The organism is Streptomyces sp. NPDC026522 (assembly GCF_055567555.1).
This window is the reverse complement of sequence record NZ_JBVHQF010000001.1, coordinates 527,384-540,956: the sequence shown is the minus strand read 5'-3', so window position 1 is coordinate 540,956 and position 13,573 is coordinate 527,384. Positions and strand designations below refer to the sequence as shown.

Sequence of the window (13,573 nt, the reverse complement as noted above, 5' to 3'; positions counted from 1 at the left end):
ATGCGCGGGGGTGCCGCCGTGTTGGAGCGACGGAACACACCACCTGAACGGCGGAAGGAACGGTCATGGACGCCGAGCGGGCCCGCGAGACCCAGGACGCCGGGTACGACGCGCAGGCGGCGTACTACGGACACGGGACGGCGGCCGAGCGCTGGGAGCGGGGCAGCCTCTTCTTCGACGCGAAGGAGTACGCGACCGCGGCCCGCGTCCTGGCCATGCTGACCGCCGAGGTCCCGGAGCAGCTCGCGCCCCGGCTGCTGCTGGCCCGGGCCTACTACCACTCCGCCCAGCTCGCTCGCGCCGAGCGGGAGCTGCGCGCCATCCTGGAGCGCTGGCCGGTGGAGGACTACGCGCAGCTGATGCTCGGCCGCACCCTGGAGCGCCAGGGCCGGGCCGCCGAGGCGGCCCCGTACCTGCGGATCGCCGCCGCCATGGCGGGCGAGCTGCCCGCGTAGCGGGGCGGCCGCGCGCCCCGCGGCCGCCGCCCGGCCCCGTCCGTTCGGGGCCGGGCGGCCGTCTCGGATAGCCTGGGGCCAATATGAACCGTCTGACCACGCCTTTCGGCTCCTACGAGCTCACCCGCTTCCCCCAGGACCCGCGCGACCGGCTGCGCGCCTGGGACGCCGCCGACGAGTACCTCCTGCAGCACCTCGCCTCCGGGACCGGGGACCGCGGCCCGGTGGACCTCGGCAGCGGCCGGCAGATCACCGTGCTCGGCGACCGGTGGGGGGCGCTGACGACGGCCCTGGCCGCCCACCACCCGACGCAGATCACCGACTCCTCCCTGACCCGCTCGGCCACCATGGCCAACCTGGACCGGGCCGGCATCGGCACGGCCAAGGACACCGTGACCCTGCTGACCACGCAGGACGAGCCGCCCGCGCGGATCGACGTCCTGCTGGTCCGGGTGCCCAAGAGCCTGGCGCTGCTGGAGGACCAGCTGCACCGGCTGGCGCCGCGGCTGCACGCGGACAGCGTGGTCGTGGGCGCCGGCATGGTCAAGGAGATCCACACCTCCACGCTGCGCCTCTTCGAGCGGATCCTGGGACCGACGAAGACCTCGCTCGCCGAGAAGAAGGCCCGGCTGATCTTCTGCACGCCCGGCGCCGCGACCGCGCCTCCCGCGGCGAGCGCCCACGGCGCGTCCGGCGACCCCTGGCCGGTGACCTACACCGTCGACGCGGACGGCGGCTCCGGCGCCGGACTGACCGTGGTCAACCACGCGGGCATCTTCTGCGCCGACCGGCTCGACGTCGGGACCCGCTTCTTCCTGCAGTCCATCCCGACCAACACCGACGGCGCCCGCGTCGTGGACCTGGGCTGCGGCAACGGCGTCGTCGGCACCGCCGTCGCGGTCGCCGACCCCCGGGCGGAAGTCGTCTTCACCGACGAGTCGTACCAGGCGATCGCCTCGGCGAAGGCCACCTTCCGCGCCAACGTCACCCACGACCGCGACCGGGCCGACTTCCTCGTCGGCGACGGCGTCGCGATGCTGGATCCCGGCTCGGTGGACCTCGTCCTGTGCAATCCGCCGTTCCACTCCCACCAGGCCACCACGGACGCGACCGCGCTGCGGATGTTCGCCCAGTCCCGGAAGGTGCTGCGGCCGGGCGGCGAGCTGTGGGTGGTCGCCAACCGCCACATGGGCTACCACACCCATCTCAAGCGGCTCTTCGGCAACAGCGAAGTCACCGCGAGCGAACCCAAGTTCGTGGTGCTGCGGGCGGTCAAGCGGATGGAGCGGGAACGGCGCCCGTAGGGCCCATGTGACCTGCCGGTACGTCCTACACTCGGCCGCGTGGGCAGCCAGGGGGAACAGGACGGACGGAGCGACGGCAGCGGGCGCTACCGCCGGGAGGACGTGGCGCGGGCGGCGGGCGTCAAGGTGCGCAACCTGCGCTACTACCAGGAGCGCGGGCTGCTGCCCCCGCCGCGCCGGGAGGGCCGGGTCGCCTGGTACTCCGACGACCACCTGACGCGGCTGCGGCTGATCAGCGATCTGCTGGGGCGCGGCTACTCCGTCAACGGCATCGCCGAGCTGCTGAACGCGTGGGAGCAGGGCGGCGGCCTGTCCCAACTGCTGGGCCTGGAGCGGGCGATGACCGGCGACTGGGAGCAGGAGGAGCCGGTCACCATGACCACGGCCGAGCTGCGCGACCTGTTCGGCCCGGCGGCGACCACCGAGGACACCCGGCGGGCCGCGGAGCTGGGTTACGTACGGGTCGAGGGCGACCGGGTCACGCACCGCAGCCGGCGGCTGCTGGAGGCGACGCTGGCGCTGGTGCGCCAGGGCGTGCCGCTCGCGGAGATCCTGGACGCGGGTGACTTCGTACAGGACCAGGCGGCCGCGCTCGCCGACCGGTTCGTGGGGCTGTTCCGGCAGCACGTGATCGGTCCGGACGGGCTCGTCAGCACGGACGGGGCGGAGCGGCTTTCGGCCACCCAGCTGGATCACATCTCCGCGGCGGCCGCGGCGCTGCGGCCGGTGGCGGGCGAGGTCGTGGCCGCGGAGTTCGCCCGCGCGATGGCCCGGCGGGTCGAGGCGGAGGTCGCGGAACTGCTGCGTACGCAGGCCGTGGAGCGGCGTACGGGGCAGTAGGACTCGGCCGAAAAGGTACGTTCGAGCAACCTTGCCAACCTCCATTGGCACTCTTACATTCAACTCGTCGGTAACAAAGGTGCACAGCCGAGATACAGGGACGATCTCATGGCAAGCTCACCGAACCCCCCCGAACCACCCGGCACCGAGGACACCGCCGTCGAGGACGGCCGAAGGGGCACCGGACGGGTCCGCTGGCGCCGGTTCGCCCTGCTGACCGTGCCCGCCGTGGCCGTGACCGCCGGCCTCGGGATCGCCCTCGCCCAGGGCGCGCTCGCCGCCTCCTTCGCCGTCTCCGGACAGCAGTTCAAGGTGTCGGCGAAGAGCCTGGAGGGCGAGGGCTTCGCCCAGTACGGCAGCGTCGACGTCAACGCCCGCCAGGACCTCATACCCGTGGCCGTGACCGCCATCAAGGAGGCCAAGCTCCACAGCCTCTGCCAGTCGGTGGTGACCACCCTCCCGCTCATCGGCGACATCTCGCTCAACCTCACCGCGGGCGGGAAGGACCCCGTCGAGGCCAGCAACCTGTTCGTCGACGCCACCCAGCTCTCCGGCGACGCGGTGTTCAGCAACATCGAGATCGGCCGCGACGCCTCCACTCTCGACAAGGGGCCGGCGGAGGCGGTGGGCATGCAGGACCTGTTCGCCCAACAGGCCGACACGGTCGCCATCTCCGACCTGCACCAGACCGCCTGGGCCACCAACGCGGGCACCTTCAAACTCTCCGGGCTGAGCATGAACATCAGCAAGGGGAAGAAGGAATGCTTCTGAGCCGTCGCCGGCCGCCTTGGCGGTGGCGGCGCTGGCGGCGCGGCAGACCCTTCTGGGGCGGCCTGGCCGCCGTCGCGGCCGGCGCCTGGATCTGCGTCCTGCCGCTGGCACCGTTGAAGATCATGCTCCAGCAGGGGGTGGCGGGCATCCCGTCCGTCCTGATGGGGATCGTCATGATCGTCCTCGGGCTCACGGCGTGGTTCGCCCCCCAGCAGCGCACCCTCGCCGGCGTCCTCACCACCCTGATCGCCACCGCCGCCCTGGTGCTGTCGAACCTCGGCGGCTTCCTGATCGGCACCCTGCTCGGCATCCTCGGCGGCGGCCTGATCTTCGCCTGGCAGCCGGACGCAGCCCCGTACGCCGCCCCGCGCGCCCCGGACGCCACCGAGGCCGCGGACCCCACCGCTTCCCGGGACCCCATCCCCCTCCGGGACGCGGCAGCGGACCCCACCCGCTCCCCCACCCCGCACCACGATTCCCAAGGAGTACAGCCATGAGCCGTACGCGCACCGCGCTCGCCCTCGGGATGGCCGCCGCCGCGGCCCTGACGGTGGCCTCCGCCTCCGCGACCGCCGCGCCGTTACCGCTGGCCGGGTCGACCACCGTCACCCCGGCCGGGCACGCCTTCAAGGCCACGCTCAGCGGCAAGGCCACCCTCAAGGCCGGATCGGTCACCGTGACCTGCACGGTCTCCGTCTCCACCGGTAAGGTGCCGGCCGCCCCCGGCAACCACAACGCGGCCGGACCGGTCTCCTCGCCCATCTCCGCCCCGACGTACAGCTCCTGCACGTCGAGCATGCCCGGCGTGACCCCGACCGTCACCACCAGCGGGGCCTGGTCGGTGTCCATACAGAACGGCTCGCCCGTCACGGCGACCATGACGGTGCCGACGGGCGGTCTGGTCGTCCACACCACCGGCCTGGCCACCTGTACGGTCACGGCCGCCCCGACCGGCCCGGCGAACGTCGCCGGCACCTGGGCCAACGGCGCCCCGTCCAGCCTGACCTTCACCAACGCCTCGGTGCCGGTCACGGTCACCGGCGGGTTCGGCTGCCCGACGAGCGCCACGTCGTCCACCTTCAACGCCGTCTACCTGGTCGCCGACACCACCGACCCCGCGCAGCAGATCACCGTCGCGCCCTGAGCCGCCGAACCCCAGCGGCCGAACCCCAGCGGCCCGCCGGTCTCGGAGGACGTCCGGGACCGGCGGGCCGCCCGCACGTCAGCCGGCCCGCGCGAACCGCCCGCGCCGGTAAATGCGTTGCGCGACCCCCGCCGCCCTGGCGAAGCTGCACGGCATGTCACAGAGCCCCCTGACGTCACCGGACACCGACCCCCAGGACCGCGGCGCCGAACCGCGCCCCCCGCGAGGCGTCGACGACCTCTTCTCGCACGGCCGCCTCACCGCCGTTCCGCGCAAGGCGGCCCGGCGCGAGCAGTTGCTCGCCCACCTCGCCGAAACCCTCTTCGCCCCCGGGCGGGAGTACACCGAGCCCGAGGTGAACGACGCGCTGCGCACCGTGCACGAGGACTACTCGGCACTGCGGCGGTACCTGGTCACCTCGGGCCGCCTCACCCGTACCCGCGACGGCAGCAGCTACCGGCGGTCCACGACCACCCGGTAATGGGTCGTCAGCCGCCCGTCCTCGCCCAGCACGTGGAACGCGACGACCGGCGGCTCGTCGAGGTGGACGTGCTCGTCGGGGCCGCTCTGCGCCTCCCACGGGAGCCGCGTCGTGGACACCACACCCGGCGCCACCAGCAGCGGCCGACCCGCGAACGTCGTGACGGCCCCGGTGTGCGCGTGGCCGCAGAGGAACGCCTTGAGGTGCGGGTGCCGCTGGGCCAGCGCCGCGAGCCGCTCCTCCCCGAACTGCCGGATGCCGTCCACGTACGGGATGTGCAGGGTGACGGGCGGGTGGTGGAAGGCGACCAGGACCGGCACCTCGCGCGGGGTGCCGGCCAGTACGCCGTCCAGCCACTCCAGCGTCGGCTCCGCCAGGAAGCCCTGGTGTTCGCCGGGCACGGAGGAGTCGCACACGGCGAGTACGAAGCCCTCCCCCCGCACCACTTGGTCCACCGGCTCCGCGGTCGGCTCCGGCTCCCCCAGCAGGCCCTGCCGGAAGGCGGCCCGCTCGTCGTGGTTGCCGGGGCAGATCACCACCGGGTGGCGCGAGCGCAGCACCTTGCGGGCCTCGTCGTACTCCGCGGGGGCGCCGTGATCGGCGATGTCACCGCTCACGAGCACCGCGTCGAGGTCGAACGGCAGGCCGTCGAGGTACTCCATCACGAGGCGGGCGCGGTCGGCGGCCCGCGCGTCGCCGTCGAAGTGGACATCGCTGAGGTGGGCGATCACTATCACGGACGGTGGCTCCTTCGGTCGTCGGTGCAGCCATTCAACCGGCCCTGACCGACCGCGTTCCAGGGCCAATCGATCACCGGCGGCCCCGGACTCCGCAGCCGTCAGCCGTCAGCCGTCAGCCGTCAGCCGTCAGCCGCGGTACGTCTCCAGTAGCCGCAACCAGATCTCGCTGACGGTCGGGAACGCCGGGACCGCGTGCCACAGCCTGCTGATCGGGACCTCCCCGGCGACGGCGATGGTGGCCGCGTGCAGGAGTTCCGCCGCGCCCGGGCCGACGAAGGTCGCGCCGAGCAGCACCTCCCGGTCCAGGTCGACGACCATCCGTGCCCGGCCCGGGTACGGGTCGGCGTACAAGCCCGCACCGGAGACCTTGCCGAGGTCGTAGTCGACCGCGCGGACGGTGTGGCCCGCCCGCTGCGCCTCGGCCAGGGTCAGCCCGACCGCCGCGGCCTCGGGGTCGGTGAACACCGCCTGCGGGAGGGCGGCGGTGTCGGCCGTCGCGGTGTGCGCGCCCCAGGGACCGGTGTCGGCCGCCTCCCCGCCCGCCGCGCGGGCGGCGATGACGGCGCCGGCGATCCGGGCCTGGTACTTGCCCTGGTGGGTGAGCAGTGCCCGGTGGTTGACGTCACCGACGGCGTAGAGCCAGTCGTGGCCGCGGACCCGGCAGCTGTCGTCCACACCGATCCAGTCGCCCGGAACCAGGCCGACGGTGTCCAGGCCGATGTCGTCCGTGCGCGGGGCGCGGCCGGTCGCCATCAGCAGTTCGTCGCCCTCGACGGTCTCGCCGCCTTCCAGCACCACGGTGACGGGCCCGGTCGCCCCGTCCCGGACGACCGCCTCCACCGCGACGTCCGTACGGATCTCCGCGCCCGCCTCGCGCAGCGCCTCGGCGACCAGTTCCCCGGCGAACGGCTCCATGCGCGGCAACAGCCCCGAGCCCCGTACGAGCACGGTGACGCGGGAACCGAGGGCCTGCCAGGCGGTGGCCATCTCGGCGGCGACCACCGAGCCGCCGACGATCAGCAGTCGCCCCGGCGCCTGCCGGGCGGAGGTCGCCTCACGGCTGGTCCACGGGCGGGCCCCGGCGATCCCGGGGAGCTTCGGGATCACGGCCCGGGTGCCCGTCGCGATCACCACGGCATGGCGTGCCGTGAGGACGTGGTGCTCGCCCTCGGGGCTGGTGACGGCGACCTTGCGGACCCCGTAGAGCCGGCCGTGGCCCCGGTAGACATGGGCGCCGATGGAGTCCAGCCAGTCGATCTGGCCGTCGTCCTTCCAGTTCCCGGTCCAGTAGTCGCGGTGCGCGTACACCGCCTCCGCGTCGAGCGGGCCCCCGACGGCTCCCGCCAGGCCGGGCACCCGGCGCGCATCGGCCCGGGCCAGCACCGGGCGCAGCAGCGCCTTGCTCGGGATGCAGGCCCAGTACGAGCACTCCCCGCCCACCAGCTCGCTCTCCACCAGGACCGTGGTGAGCCCGGCAGCCCGGGTCCGGTCCACGATGTTCTCGCCGGCCGGTCCCCCGCCGAGCACCACTACGTCGTACTCCACCGCTTCAGTCATGCGGCCAGTGTCGCGGTCCGGGGGCGGTGCGGGTAACAGGCGGCCCTCGGCGTGCCGGAAGCGCCCCGGTCCGCGGCCCGGGGTCTATTCGCCGCCCGCCGCCCCGGGCCGGTCCGACGGGGCGATCTTCGCCCGGACCTCGTCCATGTCCAGGGCGCGGGCCTGCGCGATGAGGTCGGTCAGCGCCGGCTCGGGGAGCGCGCCGGGCTGCGCGAAGATCGCCACCTGGTCCCGGACGATCATCAGCGTCGGGATCGAGGTGATCTGGAAGGCCGCGGCCAGCTCCTGCTGCGCCTCGGTGTCCACCTTCGCGAAGAGCAGATCCGCATTGGCCTCGGAAACCTTCTCGTAGACCGGCGCGAACTGCAGGCAGGGCCGGCACCAGCCGGCCCAGAAGTCGATCAGCACGAACGGGTTCTCGCTGACCGTCTGGTCGAAGTTCTCCTTGGTGAGCTCGACTGTCGCCACGGTGTCCAGACCTCCTGATAGCCGGTTGTCCTGCGTGAACGAACAATCCGCCCCGCGCATTCCGCGCCCGGGGAGCTTCCCTAGAACGGGTGAGCGGGCGCCGTCGAGCGGACCGTGGTCCAGCGCAGTTCGGTGAAGGCGTCCAGGTTCGCCTCGCCGCCGAACCGGGCCCCCGTGCCCGACGCGCCGACGCCGCCGAAGGGGGCCACGGCCTCGTCGTTCACGGTCTGGTCGTTCACGTGCGCGATGCCGGTCGGGATCCGGCCGGCCAGGTCGAGCCCGTGCGCCGCGTCGCGCGTGACGATCCCGAGGGAGAGCCCGTACGGGCCCGCCGAGGCCAGCGCCACCGCCTCGTCCTCCGTCGCGAAGGAGCGTACGGGCGCCACCGGGCCGAAGACCTCTTCCGCGTAGGCCGGGCAGTCGTCGGACACCCCCGCCAGCACCGTCGGCCGGTAGAACAGGTCCCGGTGGGTGCCGCCCGCCACCAGTTTGGCACCCTGCTCCGTACTCGCCTCGACCAGCGCGTGGACCCGCTCCACCTGGCCCCGGTCGATGAGCGGGCCCAGGTGCACCCGCTCGCGGTACGGGTCGCCCACCGCCAGCGCCTCGGCACGCGCGGCGAGCCGCTCGACGTACTCGTCGTACAGCGAGGCGTGCACCAGGTGGCGCCCGGCCGTCATGCAGATCTGGCCCTGGTGGAAGAAGGAGCCCCAGGAGGCCTGCGCCACGGCGGCCCCGACGTCGGCGTCCTCCAGTACGACGATCGCCGAGTTTCCGCCCAACTCCAGGTGCGCCCGCTTGAGATGACGGCCCGCCAGCTCACCGACGGCCCGCCCGGCGGCGGTCGACCCGGTGAACGACACCACCCGTACCAGGGGATCGGCGACGAGCGCCGCCCCCGTCGCGGCCCCGCCCGGCAGGACGTGCAGCACCCCCGCCGGGAGCCCCGCCGCGGCAAACACCGCGGCCAGCGCGATGCCGCCGCAGACGGCGGTGCGCGGGTCGGGCTTGAGCAGCACCGCGTTGCCCAGCGCGAGGGCCGGGGCCACCGACCGGATCGACAGGATCAGCGGTGCGTTGAACGGTGCGATGACCCCGACCACACCGGCCGGGACCCGGCGGGTGAAGGAGAGCCGGGGCGCCTCGCTGGGCAGGACCTGGCCGGCCGGCCGCGAGGCCAGCGCGGCCGCCTCGTAGCACTCCTGCGCGGCGACGTGCAGCTCGAAGTCCGCCTTGCCGGGTATCGAGCCCGACTCCCGCACCAGCCAGTCCCGCAGCTCGTCGGCGTGGGCCGTGAACAGGTCCCCGGCCCGGCGCAGCACGGCCGCCCGCTCCGGGTGGGCGGCCCGGGCCCAGTCGTGCTGCGCGGCCCGGGCCCGTACGGCGGCCTCGGCGACGTCCACCGGCCCGGCGAGGTCGAGGGTGGCGAGGGTACGGCCGGTCGCGGGTTCGACGACCGGGGCGGTGCCGCCGGTCAGGGTGGGTCCGTCCTGCCAGAGCGTCGGGTCGAGGAGCGGCATGGCGCAGGGCCTCCGGGTCTGGGTGGGGGGCGGCAGCACGCGCCATCGTGCCAGACCCTGGGCGCCAGTTCTGTTCAGTTATTGGGCAGTTGAGGGGCCTCCCTGACCGGAAATGATCGACGGGCAGCTCGGCGGGGGGCGGCGGGGCGGCTCGACTCGACGATCGGCTGCGGCTCGACGGTCGACTGCGGCTCGACGGTCAGCGCTCCAGGACCAGCGCGATGCCCTGCCCGACGCCGATGCACAGCGCCGCCATCCCCGTACCGGACCCGGCCGCCGCGAGCTGGTGGGCGACCGAGCCCGCCAGCCGGGCCCCCGAGGCGCCGAGCGGATGCCCGATGGCGATCGCCCCGCCGCGCGGGTTGACCACCGCCGGGTCCAGCTCCGGCCAGGCCGCCAGACAGCCCAACGCCTGCGCCGCGAAAGCCTCGTTGAGTTCCAGTACGGACAGGTCGGCCAGCCCCCGGCCGGCCTTGGCGAGCGCCCGCTGGACCGCCTCCACCGGGCCGAGCCCGAACAACTGCGGCTCGATCCCCGTGACGGCGCTCGCACTGATGCGGGCCAGCGGCTCCCGGCCGGTGGCGGCCAGTCCCGCCTCGTCGGTCAGCAGCAGCGCCGCCGCCCCGTCGTTCAGCGGGGAGGCGTTGCCCGCGGTGACGGTGCCGGAGCCGTCCGTCCGGAACGCGGGTTTCAGCCGGGCCATCGCCTCCGGGGTGGAACCCTCCCGGATCGACTCGTCCCGTTCGAGGTCGACGCCCGGGTACCGGACGACCTCGGTGTCGTAGCGCCCCGCCGCCCACGCCGCCGCGGCCTTGCGGTGGCTCTCCAGCGCGAACAGGTCCTGCGCCTCGCGCGTGACGGCGTACTTGTCCGCGACGAGTTCGGCGCCCTCGCCGAGCGAGCCCGTCCACTCCGCGGGCATCCGGGGGTTGGTCATCCGCCACCCCAGGGTGGTGGACCACATCTGCTGGTGGCCGGCCGGGAACGCGCGCTCCGGCTTCTGCACCACCCACGGCGCCCGGGACATCGACTCCACGCCGCCCGCGATGGCCACGGAGGCGTCGCCGAGCGCGATCGCGCGGGCGGCCTGGATCACCGCCTCCAGACCGGACCCGCAGAGCCGGTTGACGGTGACCCCGGGGACGGACACGGGCAGCCCGGCGAGCAGTACCGCCATGCGTGCGACGTCCCGGTTGTCCTCGCCCGCGCCGTTGGCGTCGCCGAAGACGACGTCGTCGATGCGGGCCGGGTCGAGGTCGGGCGTACGGTCCACCAGCGCGCGCACCGTGTGGGCGGCCAGGTCGTCCGGGCGGACGCCGGCGAGCGCCCCGCCGAACTTGCCGATCGGGGTGCGGACGGCGTCGACGACGTAGACGTCGCGGACGGTGCGGATGCTCATGGGGTCTCTCCTGGGCGGATCCGTACGGGCGGTGCCGGGGCGGCGCCGTTGTGTCGGCGCCGGCCTGCGGCGCCGGACACGCCCGGATGGGGCGCGCCCGCAGTCTCCGTCCGCCGATCACCGCCTGTCAACGGGCGGTGGGGCGGTGGGTGGGGCGCCGGGGGGTGGGGGTTGGGGCGGGGCGGGCCGGGGCCCGCTCAGGTGGACTCGCGCCGCACCGCCACCGCCGCCATCAGGTCGTGCCGCTCGGTGAGCTCGGAGGGTTCCCGCACCGCGCGGTCCACCAGGGCGGCCAAGTGGTCGCCGGTGGGCAGCTCGATCTGCACCGTACTGAGCCGTGGCCGCAGCAGCCGCCCGATCAGCAGGTCGTCGGCGCCCATCACGGCCACGTCCTCGGGCACGCGCAGACCGGCGTCCTGGAGGGCCCGCATCAGCAGCATCGCGTACTCGTCGTTGTAGGCGAAGGCCGCGTCCAGCCCGAGCGAGCGCCAGCGGGCCGCGAGCGCCGCGGCCGACTCCTCGGTGTAGGCCAGGGGCAACGGCTCCACCTCGGCGGACGCCACCGACCGGGCGCCGGCCAGCCGGGGCCCGGAGAACAACTCCAGCCCCTCCTCCTGCGGGACGATCACCCCGATCCGGCGCCGGCCCCGCTCGACCAGGTGGGCGGCCGCCCGGGCGCCGACTTCCGCCTGGTCCATGACCAGCGCGTGCGCTCCCGGCACCCGGCCGGGCCCGAGCGTTATCACCGCGCGGGCACCGGCCCGCTTGAGGGTGTCGACGTTGCGTGCGGAGAGGGCGATCTCCCCGAACGAGATCACCGCCACCGGCCGCAGCTCGGCCCAGGCGCGGGCGGCGTCGTCCCCGGAGAGGCCGAGGCTGCCGTACTGCACCACGGTGTAGTCGAGGCGGCGCAGGGCCCACTGGAGCTCGTTGAGGAAGGCGCTGTAGAGCGGCCCGACGGGGACGTGGGAGGTCGGCAGCAGCACGATCCGGGTGTGCCCGGCGCGCAGGCTGCGTGCGGCGGCGTGCGGGACGTACCCCAGCTCCTCGGCGGCCTCGCGCACCTTGCGGCGGGTGGGCTCGCTGATGCGGACGGCTTCCGCGTTGTTCAGGACGTACGAGACGGTCGCGCGCGACACGCCGGCGAGGCGCGCGACGTCGGCGCTGGTCGGCACGGGGGCGGCCGGACCGTTCGGCGAAGGGGCGTTCGGTGACTGAGACATTGCCCGGGCATCTTTCCAGACCGGTTGCGTCCGAGGGCTAGCGGATGGCCTGAAACGAATGCTACACAGTGGTTACACGATTCATTGACACGTGTAAGTAGCGGTGCGACCGACCGTCGCACCGGGCGTTCGGTCCGTTCACCCGGGCCGACCGCCGCCCGTGTCGCACCGTGCCGTGGCCCTGTCGCGCCCCACCGCACCCCGCCGTCGCGACAGGGCGGCGCGCACCCCTCATCCGCTCGAACACCCCGCCCAGGAGGGCACCGTGGCCCTTTCCTCCCCCGGCACCGGCAACGCCGCAGCCGCCCCCGACACGTCGGCGCAGCCCGCGGTGCGACGCGGCCTGCTGCCCCTGCTGCTCGTCGGCAACACCGCCATGTACTCGCTGTACATCGGCGTCGCCGGCCTCCTGCTGGCGCTCCAGGTCGAGGACGTCGACCCGGCCCACAAGGTCGCCGACTTCGGCCTGATCGCGGGGGTCTCGGCGGTCTTCGCCACTGTCTTCAACCCGGTCGCCGGCGCCCTGTCCGACCGCAGCGGACGGCGCAATCCCTGGATCCTGGGCGGCGGACTCGCGGCGGTCCCGGCGATGTTCCTGCTCGGCCTCGCCGACACCATCCTGCTGATCACCATCGCCTGGTGCCTCGGCCAGGCGGTCATGAACGTCTACCAGGCCGCCCTCACCTCCGTCGTCCCCGACCGGGTCCCCCTGTCCGCCCGCGGCAAGGCCTCCGCGGCGGTCGGCCTCGGTCTGCCCTTCGGCTCGACCCTCGGCGCGCTGCTCGGCGCCGCCTTCTCCGACCACTACCGCACCGGGTACCTCGTGTTCGGCGCGGTGGTGGCGGGCGCCGCGGTGCTGTTCACCGCCTGTACGCACGAGGAACGCCGCCCGGCCCCGGCGCCGCTGCCCGTCCGGGCGCAGGCCGCCGCGTTCGCGGGCGCGCTCCGGGACCACGACTTCCGGTGGGCGTTCATCGGGCGGGCGCTGCTGGTACTCGGCTACTTCGCGGTGAGCGGCTACCAGCTCTACGTCCTCCAGGACCACACCGTGCTGCCCGAGGGCATGGAGCCGGAGGCGGCGGTCGCGCTGCTGATGCCGCTGACGAGCGTGGCGATGGTCGCCTCCACCCTGGTCGGCGGCTGGCTCTCCGACAGGTTCGACCGGCGCAAGCTCTTCGTGGGCGCCTCGGCGCTGCTGTCGGCGCTCGCGCTGGTGCTCCCGGCGCTCTCCACGAGCTGGACGGCCATGCTCGCCTTCGCGGTGGTCAACGGGCTGGCGTTCGGCTGCTACATGGCCGTGGACACGGCGCTGGTGACGATGGTGCTACCCACGGCGCAGGACGCGGCCCGGGACATGGGCGTGCTCAACATCGCGAACGCCGGGCCGCAGATCGTCGCGCCGTTCGTCGCCTCGCTGATCGTGTCCGTGAGCGGCGGGTACACCGCGCTGTTCGTGGTCGCCGCGGTGCTGGCAGTGGTCGGAGCGCTCGCGGTCCGACCGATCCGGGGGGTGCGGTGACCGGCCGGTAGAGAACTCGTGGCGAACCCTTCAGCCAGACCTGTTGAGAAATCCGTTGAGCAATCCGTTGAGCAATCCGCTGAGCAATCCGTTGAGCAATCCGTTGAGCAATCCGTGAGATCCGTTGGGAAACCCGACGAGAAAGTGGCGCA

At 73.8% G+C, this 13,573-nt stretch carries 14 protein-coding genes; 8 read left to right on the top strand and 6 right to left on the bottom strand.

Going from position 1 to position 13,573, the window contains the following annotated elements; all coding sequences use genetic code 11:
- Nucleotides 1-65: 65 nt before the first annotated feature.
- The 7 genes from ACZ4M3_RS02455 (at nt 66) to ACZ4M3_RS02425 (ending at nt 4,995) form a co-directional block, all read left to right on the top strand.
- A complete protein-coding gene (locus ACZ4M3_RS02455; protein ID WP_467729408.1) occupies nt 66-455 on the top strand; it encodes a tetratricopeptide repeat protein in 390 nt (129 codons plus the stop codon).
- 83 nt (nt 456-538) lie between these two features.
- A complete protein-coding gene (locus ACZ4M3_RS02450; protein WP_467729406.1) occupies nt 539-1,759 on the top strand; it encodes a methyltransferase in 1,221 nt (406 codons plus the stop codon).
- A gap of 39 nt (nt 1,760-1,798) precedes the next feature.
- Nucleotides 1,799-2,599: a MerR family transcriptional regulator gene (locus tag ACZ4M3_RS02445; RefSeq protein ID WP_467729404.1), complete on the top strand. Its 801-nt coding sequence runs from the start codon at nt 1,799-1,801 to the stop codon at nt 2,597-2,599.
- A 108-nt stretch (nt 2,600-2,707) separates the two neighbouring features.
- Nucleotides 2,708-3,370: a DUF6230 family protein gene (locus ACZ4M3_RS02440; RefSeq protein ID WP_467729402.1), complete on the top strand. Its 663-nt coding sequence runs from the start codon at nt 2,708-2,710 to the stop codon at nt 3,368-3,370.
- On the top strand, nt 3,361-3,867 hold the full coding sequence (locus ACZ4M3_RS02435; RefSeq protein WP_467729400.1) for a DUF6114 domain-containing protein: 507 nt from the start codon (nt 3,361-3,363) through the stop codon (nt 3,865-3,867). The genes ACZ4M3_RS02440 and ACZ4M3_RS02435 overlap by 10 nt, the downstream gene beginning before the upstream one ends.
- A complete protein-coding gene (locus ACZ4M3_RS02430) occupies nt 3,864-4,514 on the top strand; it encodes a hypothetical protein (RefSeq protein ID WP_467729398.1) in 651 nt (216 codons plus the stop codon). The genes ACZ4M3_RS02435 and ACZ4M3_RS02430 overlap by 4 nt, the downstream gene beginning before the upstream one ends.
- A 154-nt stretch (nt 4,515-4,668) precedes the next feature.
- Nucleotides 4,669-4,995 carry a DUF2087 domain-containing protein gene (locus tag ACZ4M3_RS02425; protein ID WP_467729397.1) on the top strand — a complete coding sequence of 109 codons (327 nt, stop codon included), beginning with the start codon at nt 4,669-4,671 and terminating at the stop codon, nt 4,993-4,995.
- Here ACZ4M3_RS02425 and ACZ4M3_RS02420 read toward each other — a convergent pair.
- The 6 genes from ACZ4M3_RS02420 to ACZ4M3_RS02395 all read right to left on the bottom strand — a co-directional run bounded on the left by ACZ4M3_RS02420 (nt 4,968) and on the right by ACZ4M3_RS02395 (nt 11,902).
- On the bottom strand, nt 4,968-5,729 hold the full coding sequence (locus tag ACZ4M3_RS02420; protein ID WP_467730110.1) for a metallophosphoesterase: 762 nt from the start codon (nt 5,727-5,729) through the stop codon (nt 4,968-4,970). The two genes, ACZ4M3_RS02425 and ACZ4M3_RS02420, sit on opposite strands and share 28 nt — an antisense overlap.
- 132 nt (nt 5,730-5,861) lie before the next feature.
- Nucleotides 5,862-7,292, bottom strand: a complete 1,431-nt coding sequence (locus ACZ4M3_RS02415) for a dihydrolipoyl dehydrogenase family protein (RefSeq protein WP_467729396.1) — start codon at nt 7,290-7,292, stop codon at nt 5,862-5,864.
- 84 nt (nt 7,293-7,376) lie between these two features.
- Nucleotides 7,377-7,760 (bottom strand): thioredoxin family protein, encoded by a 384-nt coding sequence (locus tag ACZ4M3_RS02410; protein WP_467729394.1) that lies wholly within the window; start codon nt 7,758-7,760, stop codon nt 7,377-7,379.
- An 80-nt stretch (nt 7,761-7,840) separates the two neighbouring features.
- Nucleotides 7,841-9,280: an aldehyde dehydrogenase family protein gene (locus tag ACZ4M3_RS02405; protein ID WP_467729393.1), complete on the bottom strand. Its 1,440-nt coding sequence runs from the start codon at nt 9,278-9,280 to the stop codon at nt 7,841-7,843.
- Nucleotides 9,281-9,479: 199 nt separating this feature from the next.
- The gene (locus tag ACZ4M3_RS02400) at nt 9,480-10,679 is read right to left on the bottom strand and encodes a thiolase family protein (protein ID WP_467729391.1); all 1,200 of its coding nucleotides are present in this window, start codon (nt 10,677-10,679) and stop codon (nt 9,480-9,482) included.
- Nucleotides 10,680-10,876: 197 nt separating this feature from the next.
- Entirely contained in the window at nt 10,877-11,902 is a 1,026-nt protein-coding gene (locus ACZ4M3_RS02395; RefSeq protein WP_467729390.1) for a LacI family DNA-binding transcriptional regulator, read from the bottom strand.
- A 265-nt stretch (nt 11,903-12,167) separates the two neighbouring features.
- On the opposite strand from ACZ4M3_RS02395, the gene ACZ4M3_RS02390 reads away from it, so the two are divergent.
- Nucleotides 12,168-13,421 (top strand): MFS transporter, encoded by a 1,254-nt coding sequence (locus ACZ4M3_RS02390; protein ID WP_467729389.1) that lies wholly within the window; start codon nt 12,168-12,170, stop codon nt 13,419-13,421.
- The last annotated feature ends 152 nt before the right edge of the window (nt 13,422-13,573 follow it).

What these genes read in the sequence shown, in the direction of transcription:
- ACZ4M3_RS02405 (WP_467729393.1), bottom strand. Translation starts at nt 9,280, where the DNA reads ATGCCGCTCCTCGACCCGACGCTCTGGCAGGACGGACCCACCCTGACC.
- ACZ4M3_RS02435 (WP_467729400.1), top strand. Translation starts at nt 3,361, where the DNA reads ATGCTTCTGAGCCGTCGCCGGCCGCCTTGGCGGTGGCGGCGCTGGCGG.
- ACZ4M3_RS02450 (WP_467729406.1), top strand. Translation starts at nt 539, where the DNA reads ATGAACCGTCTGACCACGCCTTTCGGCTCCTACGAGCTCACCCGCTTC.
- ACZ4M3_RS02415 (WP_467729396.1), bottom strand. Translation starts at nt 7,292, where the DNA reads ATGACTGAAGCGGTGGAGTACGACGTAGTGGTGCTCGGCGGGGGACCG.
- ACZ4M3_RS02395 (WP_467729390.1), bottom strand. Translation starts at nt 11,902, where the DNA reads ATGTCTCAGTCACCGAACGCCCCTTCGCCGAACGGTCCGGCCGCCCCC.
- ACZ4M3_RS02455 (WP_467729408.1), top strand. Translation starts at nt 66, where the DNA reads ATGGACGCCGAGCGGGCCCGCGAGACCCAGGACGCCGGGTACGACGCG.
- ACZ4M3_RS02440 (WP_467729402.1), top strand. Translation starts at nt 2,708, where the DNA reads ATGGCAAGCTCACCGAACCCCCCCGAACCACCCGGCACCGAGGACACC.
- ACZ4M3_RS02430 (WP_467729398.1), top strand. Translation starts at nt 3,864, where the DNA reads ATGAGCCGTACGCGCACCGCGCTCGCCCTCGGGATGGCCGCCGCCGCG.
- ACZ4M3_RS02400 (WP_467729391.1), bottom strand. Translation starts at nt 10,679, where the DNA reads ATGAGCATCCGCACCGTCCGCGACGTCTACGTCGTCGACGCCGTCCGC.
- ACZ4M3_RS02425 (WP_467729397.1), top strand. Translation starts at nt 4,669, where the DNA reads ATGTCACAGAGCCCCCTGACGTCACCGGACACCGACCCCCAGGACCGC.